General features: G+C 54.8%; 4 protein-coding genes and 1 pseudogene. 4 read left to right on the plus strand and 1 reads right to left on the minus strand.

The annotated features are described in order from the left end of the window. Window positions 1–127, plus strand: a pseudogene (locus ACRXB1_RS24310) (IS630 family transposase); the annotation flags it as partial. Window positions 128–513: 386 nt separating this feature from the next. Here the strand turns inward: ACRXB1_RS24310 and ACRXB1_RS24315 are convergent. After that, on the minus strand, window positions 514–942 hold the full coding sequence (locus ACRXB1_RS24315; RefSeq protein WP_449493485.1) for a PRC-barrel domain-containing protein: 429 nt from the start codon (window positions 940–942) through the stop codon (window positions 514–516). A gap of 1,012 nt (window positions 943–1,954) precedes the next feature. On the opposite strand from ACRXB1_RS24315, the gene ACRXB1_RS24320 reads away from it, so the two are divergent. The 3 genes from ACRXB1_RS24320 to dnaK all read left to right on the plus strand — a co-directional run. Then, on the plus strand, window positions 1,955–2,539 hold the full coding sequence (locus ACRXB1_RS24320) for an Hsp20/alpha crystallin family protein (RefSeq protein ID WP_449493486.1): 585 nt from the start codon (window positions 1,955–1,957) through the stop codon (window positions 2,537–2,539). A gap of 1,282 nt (window positions 2,540–3,821) precedes the next feature. After that, window positions 3,822–4,103 carry a hypothetical protein gene (locus ACRXB1_RS24325; protein WP_449493487.1) on the plus strand — a complete coding sequence of 94 codons (282 nt, stop codon included), beginning with the start codon at window positions 3,822–3,824 and terminating at the stop codon, window positions 4,101–4,103. A 2,469-nt stretch (window positions 4,104–6,572) separates the two neighbouring features. Beyond that, a partial coding sequence (gene dnaK / locus ACRXB1_RS24330) for a molecular chaperone DnaK (RefSeq protein ID WP_449493488.1) occupies window positions 6,573–8,052 on the plus strand: 1,480 nt, incomplete at its 3' end.

The following is an 8,052-nucleotide window of genomic DNA, read 5'->3' on the forward strand; positions in this document are numbered from 1 at the left end:
CAGTATCGAGCGCTATGTTCAGCAGTACAACCAGCACAAGCGAGCGTTTGTGTGGACTGCAACAGCCGATTCCATTCTCAAGAAAGTGGCGAAACTATGTAAAGTTATTTCTGGGACAGAACACTAGAGCTCAACGTTGGGTGCGCCGCATTCGATTTTCAGTGGGGCGCTGCGGATTTATTCGTAATGCCATCGTCCGGATGTAGACGGCGGGAACTGCGCGTTGACTAACCGCCCAACTCTCGCCCATACGAAAACCGGCCCGGCGCAGCTAGGTTATGAACAGGAATATGATCGCTTTGGCTCCCCACAAAATTGGAGATGAAAAGCGCGCCTAGGCCGATTCCTCACTCTTATACTGACCGATTTCCCGCTTCTCCGATGACATTGTTGGCATGTTGATGCGATTCGCGGCAAACGAACTAGCGACCATAACTCCGCTTCAGTAGAGCGAGCTACCGGCGCCGGGGCGCTTCAGCTTAAGGAGCACGTCCACGCGGATACCGTCATAAGCTATTTAGCCTGGACTTTTCTTGGCTTCGGCGGTGTTTGTATCTTGCTGTACTCGAACGCTGGCGTGTCCTTGAGCGCTTGCTTCGTCGCGCCTGCCAGATAAAAATTACCGTTACGAATGTCCAGTGATTCAATGGGTACGGCGACGTCGTGCGTGGCAACTCCGAGGAAACCACCAGTGCCAATTATGGCCGCTGAGACCGTAGTGTCCGGAGAAATCACGAGGTCCTTAATCGAGCCGATTTTCTCATTTGTGTCGTTGTAGACCGCTTTACCTAGAATCCCGTTCTTCGCGCTCCACCCTTGCAGCAAAGCCGCCGATTGCTGCACCGTAACGGTCAACGGCTGAGTGCCGGCGACTTGAGCATGCGCATTAACGCTCACTACGCTAATAAGGGCAGCAACAGCAGCGTGGTATGGGGTCTTCATATCTGTCTCTCCTTAGTGAGGTCGTAGCAGGTTAGCAAATCCCGGACCATCTTCGCAAGCAATGGGGCGCCTTGACGTTGCATTTCACACTCGCTCGCCTCAACAACGTAGCTGTTTGCGAGCGGCATCGCTCAGCGCCCTGTTATCAGACGCTCGCCTCGCCTCTGTGATAATTCTCGATAGTACCTTCCGGTTCGTGCAAAGCGGGCAGCTCTCACCCGCGCGGACGGCGGCGCCGCCGTGGAGCCCGCTTGGCGTGAGCCATGGAAAATTAGGAACTTTGTTCCGGAAAGACGAATTAGCAAAACTCGTATTCCTGAGCGCAGATCCTAATAGCCGCCTTGCGTCACTGTGTCAGTTGGGCAAGTACGATAACCGCACGACGCGCCATGGGTTTCCGCCATCGGACGCAGTAAGCGTGTGCGTTCAGCGCGATGGTCAGGGCTAAGCTGAAACATCACCGTTGCGCTTAAAATCCACGGTCACGTGTTCGCGTTGCTCCCCAAGCCCTCAGAAGCACAGTGATTGGACTCCGCGCTTGCCCTGGCCAGGTAAGTAAATGCGAACTTCGCCTTCGTAGTCGATAAGTTTTTGTCGTGCTGGAGGGCGTGCACAGTAAATTAACTTTGCAAGGGGTCAGTTTCGTTTCGCGCGCCTTTTCCGGAAGTAGGTCCCCGCCTTGAAATTTTCAAAATAAATACTATCTTGTTCTACGATCAAGCGTGGCAGAGCAGCGCGTTCGCAGAAAAGAAGTTATTGCCTTGTGCTCCGTCTCCAGGAGTAAAGCGCTGAGAGCGGCCGCTTTCGCACCGCCTGAGGCGGGACTCGCGATGGCCGGGGTGAAAAGTTGACGACTGTTTTTTATACTGGCCCGCGTGGCTGAAAAGACAAGGGATAAACGGACGGCGAAGCTCAATGCGACAGAATCCGCACGTTTAAATACTGTCCAGCAACGTCTTGAATAAATACTTGCGGTAATCTCGTATCTAGGCATTAGCTTGTGGAGGAAAAAATGAACTTAGAGCTGAAGAGATGGAACCCGTTTAAGTTTATAAGGAAGACCGTCGGCGATCCGAGATCGGCCCCGAACGACCGCTCTGTCGAGTCAGGAAATTCGGACCGGACTAAAGTTCAAGAACGATTTGGAAACTTGCCTAATGGCTCGCCTTTTCTTTCTGGCGACCCGGTCATCGCACTCGCAGAACTGTTGCGCGAGCCTTTCGGATTTGGCGAGATTGACCGGTGGTTTGGGGACTTTAGCTCGTCACGTTTCCGACCGCCCGTTGACGTGGTCGACGATGGAGACGCGTTACGAATCACAGCCGAATTCCCCGGAATGGACCGCAATGATCTTCAGGTATCCGTTGAAGGCGGAATGTTGGTTATGAGCGGCGAGAAAACGCAGGACCTTCGCTCGGAGGAGAATGGTTGTTACCGGCTTGAACGCTCGCATGGCAAGTTCACACGAAGCGTCCCGCTGCCCGAGGAGGTTGACCCTAACCGAGCAGAAGCAAGATTTGATAAGGGCGTCTTGAGTCTGCGATTACCCAAGATTGAGTCGTCGCGTTCCTTATCGAAGAAAATTGAAGTTAAGTAGGAGGGCGAAAGCGGCGGGTATTCCCGCCGCTTTTTTTGGTCACAAGGAATGATGTCGAACAACTGACCGGTGCCGGCGATGGCCGTATCATCTTCGGCGCGATTCGAAGCTCAGGACATGCTTGAAATGCCAATGAACACCCCGATCGCCGTCAGGGCAATACCCTCACGAGGCCATCGCCGTATCCTCGACTTCCTCAATTCGTAACCGCAGGCTGCGGCGCAACAGAGCGCCAGCCCGCAGGGCACTCCTTCACATATGGGTAGTACGCTTTCGACCCATCACAGTAGTACCAAGAAGTGTTTGATTTAGCAGAGCCGTCACTCGAGGTTTGCGGCGCCTGCTCCGCGTAGTTGACTGGTGGGGCTGATAGTGCAACCACCGGCGGATAGTAGTACGGAACTGGCGCTACAGGATAGTAATAAGGCACTACCCCGCCAATAAATACGCCCACGCGTGCGGCGTCTGCGGATCCGCACACACATGCCGCAGCAATGGCTGCGGTAGCTATCCCAAGATTTACAAGTTTCATGATGTTCTCCTGGCAAAGACGGACGGTGCTTGAGCGCGTGGGCCGCCATGGCGAGCTCACACTCGAGCGCTGCGACCAACCTGTCTTAACTTAGAAAACCTAGGCTCCGAAATCAATTACAAAATCTGGGGTGAAAATTTCGAACTGTTACTTCTCACGTGCGCAATGGCCGCGACGTTTAAGTGTGCAAACCGACTAGAGGCGCGGACGTTAGCCAAAGTCTCCAGACGAGCCCGCGAACCAATTTTTTGAGCGGGCCTCCTTGATATCTGCTCGTTAACGTTCTATTTTGAATCTCGCGAAGCAACTGGAGGCGCCGCTTCGCGGTCTCGTCCCCTTAACGAACGCGCCAGCAGCAGCAGCGCAGCCGTACGAAGAGGAGAGCATGGCTAGAAGATTTGTGGGGTGAATCGGCTAAACGTTATGCATAAGAGTTGGTTCAGCCAAGATTAAGGGCCTAGTTTCCCTCAGATGCGGGCGTGCAAGCAAGCTTGTTTTGCCGCTCAAGGGGCTGCGGGTTAAAAAGTCAACGGTTCGCTGGGCAACCTGTTGTTCGCTGCGGAGATGAAGGTCGTACTTAACCAACGTTTATTCGGTTTTTAAGTCGAAGCCTCAGCCGGCGCTAAGGCAATACTTAAAAAAGAGGTGCCCAGAATACTGTCGTACGTCGGAGTGCTGCATGGAGCGCGGCTGAATTCATCGAATACATTTGGCACTAAGGATGGTAATTCATTAATTTGGAGATATAAAATGCACGACGTAACTGAAACGTTCTGGAAGGGATTCGTAATTAGGGTTCGCCCAATTACCGTGCGCCATCTAGGAGCTCCAAAGTCGTCGCCAGACAGCTATATCGCTATTGTGCAAATCCAGCGCGATGGACTTACCTTGTCCGACTGGCACCTTCCTCGTTTTAGCCAACGATGGGCCAGCAAGGAAGGCGCGCAGCGAGAGGCTCTTGATTATGCCGTCCAGGCAATTAACGATGGCTCGCTGGACGACCCAGACGCCGCGATGATTTTGGCCGCCTAGTATTGCTAGGAGACAAGGGTTGGGCCGTTACGGCGCGTTGTGGGCGGATCACCGTGGGAAATCTCAGGTATGCCTGTCCGCAATCCGCGAAGGGGAACTATTGGCGCATGTAGGCGTGCAGGTCGTCTGTGCTGCTGATGCTGCCCGGGCAAACCAAATGGCCGCCTGTTTACCTCGTTACAGCAAACGTTGCGATGCCGCTGCAAGATGGTTGGCAATGGCCAGCTGTGGTCCCTGTCGCTATCCACTCATAACGCACCGCTTACCTGGGTCTTTGCGGAGCGTACGCATCTGGCCTTGCCTTGTCGGCGACGCACAGGGCACATATCTAATTAGCCTTAGTTCCGGCTTACTACTGCGGTGACGCGCTCGACACGTATTAAAAGCCGGCGACAAAATCTTCATTTTGGGACGCGAGATGAGAACGGTAAGCACGCCGATCGTCGCATTCGCGGCGGTTGTTCTAGCAGGGCATGTCTATGTGAATTGCACGCAGATACGATCGCTGTGCGCGGACAGTGAAGCGCTCGATCTGTCGCTCTGTCGGGCGTCCGCAAGCGAGTTCGCGTGCAAGGCACAAGCGCATCGCAAGTACCTCGTCTGCATTCAACGATCTGGGTGTCCGGTGTAAGCTCCGCATGTCAACAAACGGTCGTTCGAATGACCCTTTGATGAGAGAAATTTTGCTCTGGAATCCCAGATTCAATCGAGAACTGCGGATCATAAACGTATGACGGGGGCCATAAGAGACCGAGGCGATAAGACGGCGCGACATTTCAAATGGATACTTTTCCCTTTGCCTTAAGTTCGAGGACCCGGGGCGATTATAAGAACAGCCAAGATTCGCGAGACGAGTAGCAGGACATTGATTCGGCCCGGACGGGCGCGATCGTTGGATTCTGCACGGCCGAACGACCAAACTAGGCCTTCTATGATATCCGCCGCGACGGATAACTAACAGCGATCGTTAGCGAAGGATAGAGCTCACTCATATGAATCATATGTCCATAAGGCGGCCGTGAGATCTGTACTAAAGCAGGGTGGGGCTTAATCGACCTGTCTTTGATCGTCGCCAAATGTGCCGAATTAAACGACCGACTTTAAATAATGAAATGCACGGTGTTGAAGACCAGCTACATGGCTCTGACGACTCGTTGGAATGCATAGGACGACCTCTACTTTCCATTGCATTCGCAGCGTAGGCGCAGCGCATCTTCTATGGTGCTATGCGCCAGTTGTAATCGATTTCTCCGCAAAAAAGAAGCAGTGTTGGCATCCGTGTCGGCGGCCTTGGCTAGTGGCGCCCACTGCCCGATTTGGATCCCCCAGAAATCAAGGATTGGTTATGCTTATTCGCTGGGCCCGATACTGGTGGCGACCTTGTCGATGTAGACGAGGCAGCCGACGCTTCGGTTCAGCAACCTGCATTTGTCACGCGGACATCCGTTGATCCAGCCGAGGGCCGCGTCGATGACCTAGTTCGCTGGCACGGCGATCCGGGGAGGGCCCCGGAAAGCGGTTAGTCAATCAGACGCGCGCCTGGCGCAATCAGCGTCATCTCCAGTATCTGCTCCTATCGCATTGACACCTCTCTGAATCCACCTAGAGCGACGGCGCAATCGGGCGTATCCGGAAAGTCATTAGCTTGGCGGCCCGCTAGCATAAATAGGCAGGACAACTCTGATCTTTTTCTTTTAAACCATTTGCTCTTACAAGCGCAAGCACAGGAAAGATTCCTTCTCGATTGCGGTCGTGACCATGAGTTTCCCCGGTATGGCAGCAAGCCGAGCGCAACTGCGATCCACGTGCTCCCATGACAAACATAAGCGCTCTTGCCGGACGATCTGCTCCTATGCGCACGAGCATTCGGGTTGCTGCGTCAGCAAGATAACCGCTGCCATATCTCGCATCGATTCGTTTGGAATTCTAGTTCAGCGCACCTGAAGAGGTGTTTGCTAAGCGCGGGCCAGTCTATTAAATCCAATGCACGTTCTTTTCCGATCAAGAGCCGACGCGAGAAGGCCCAACGGCGGATTTAAAAGTCCGTGTTGCGGACCTCACGGGTCTTGAATTTTAGCGATAAGCGGCTATCTTAGATTGCGCGCGCGCTGCCCCGGTGGTGGCGATGGGCTGCTTATTCGACGTGCCTGGCAGTGGTCGGCGGGCGAAACGGAGCCCGCAGGGCGGATCGCCTTTATGCACTCCGAAAAGGCGGAAGCCGACCGAAGCCACAGGGTTGAGGTAGTCACACCTACGCGCAGCAGCGCCTCTTTGGCGCCCCCGGTGCGCGATCGAGCTGCGGGAACGAGCAGATCCGGACAGCGAGAAAGGTGAGCGGAAGCCGCCACAAAGATGGGTATGTCTTTAGGGCTATCCCGCCTCGCTTAAGGGAGCAATAGCGCTGCGTCCGTCGGTGGATATAAGTGCAAATGCGGACAGCTTTTTAATGACAAATTGAAGGTGACGGATATGAGCAAAATCATCGGTATCGATCTGGGCACGACGAACTCGTGCGTGGCGATCATGGAAGGAAGTACTATAAAGGTGATCGAGAACGCGGAAGGCGCCCGCACCACGCCGTCAATCGTTGCTTATACTGACAACAACGAAATTCTCGTTGGTGCGCCGGCAAAGCGTCAGTCGGTGACAAATCCGAAAAACACGTTGTACGCAGTCAAGCGGCTGATCGGCCGTCGGTTTGACGAAAAGGAAGTGCAAAAGGACATCGCGTTGATGCCCTACAAGATCGTGCGCGCCGATAACGGCGACGCCTGGGTCGAAGCCCGCGATCAAAAGCTGGCACCGCCGCAAATCTCGGCCGAAGTGCTGCGCAAGATGAAAAAGACCGCTGAAGACTATCTCGGCGAAGAAGTGACGGAAGCCGTGATCACGGTTCCGGCGTACTTCAACGACAGCCAGCGTCAGGCCACTAAAGATGCAGGCCGTATTGCTGGTCTGGACGTGAAGCGCATCATCAACGAACCGACTGCAGCCGCGCTCGCGTTCGGCTTGGACAAGAACGAAAAGGGCGACCGCAAGATTGCCGTCTATGACCTGGGCGGCGGCACGTTCGACGTGTCGATCATCGAAATCGCAGATGTCGACGGTGAAAAGCAGTTCGAAGTGCTGTCCACGAACGGTGACACGTTTCTGGGTGGTGAAGATTTCGACCAGCGCGTCATCGAATACATCATCGGCGAGTTCAAGAAGGAGCAAGGCGTCGATCTGTCGAAGGACGTGCTCGCGCTGCAACGCCTGAAGGAAGCTGCGGAAAAAGCGAAGATCGAGTTGTCGTCGGCGGCTCAGACTGAAATCAACTTGCCGTACATCACGGCTGACGCGTCGGGTCCTAAGCACTTGAACCTGAAAATTACGCGTGCGAAGCTGGAGTCGCTGGTCGAGGAACTGATCGAGCGCACCATGGAACCGTGCCGTGTCGCTATCAAGGACGCAGGCGTGAAGGTCGGCGATATCGACGACATCATCCTGGTCGGCGGTATGACGCGTATGCCGAAGGTGCAGGACAAGGTCAAGGAATTCTTCGGCAAGGAACCGCGTCGTGACGTGAACCCGGACGAAGCCGTGGCTGTTGGCGCCGCGATCCAGGGCCAGGTTCTGTCGGGCGATCGCAAGGACGTGTTGCTGCTGGACGTGACGCCGTTGTCGCTGGGTATTGAAACCCTTGGCGGCGTGATGACGAAGATGATCAACAAGAACACGACCATCCCGACGAAGCACGCACAAGTCTATTCGACCGCCGACGACAACCAGAGCGCCGTGACCATCAAGGTGTTCCAGGGTGAGCGCGAAATGGCGGCAGGCAACAAGCTGCTGGGCGAGTTCAACCTCGAAGGCATTCCGCCGGCAGCACGCGGCACGCCGCAGATCGAAGTGAGCTTCGACATCGACGCGAACGGCATTCTCCACGTCGGCGCGAAGGACAAGGCGA

This window comes from Caballeronia sp. M23-90 (assembly GCF_053574605.1).

What these genes read in the sequence shown, in the direction of transcription:
- ACRXB1_RS24320 (WP_449493486.1), top strand. Translation starts at nt 1,955, where the DNA reads ATGAACTTAGAGCTGAAGAGATGGAACCCGTTTAAGTTTATAAGGAAG.
- ACRXB1_RS24325 (WP_449493487.1), top strand. Translation starts at nt 3,822, where the DNA reads ATGCACGACGTAACTGAAACGTTCTGGAAGGGATTCGTAATTAGGGTT.
- ACRXB1_RS24315 (WP_449493485.1), bottom strand. Translation starts at nt 942, where the DNA reads ATGAAGACCCCATACCACGCTGCTGTTGCTGCCCTTATTAGCGTAGTG.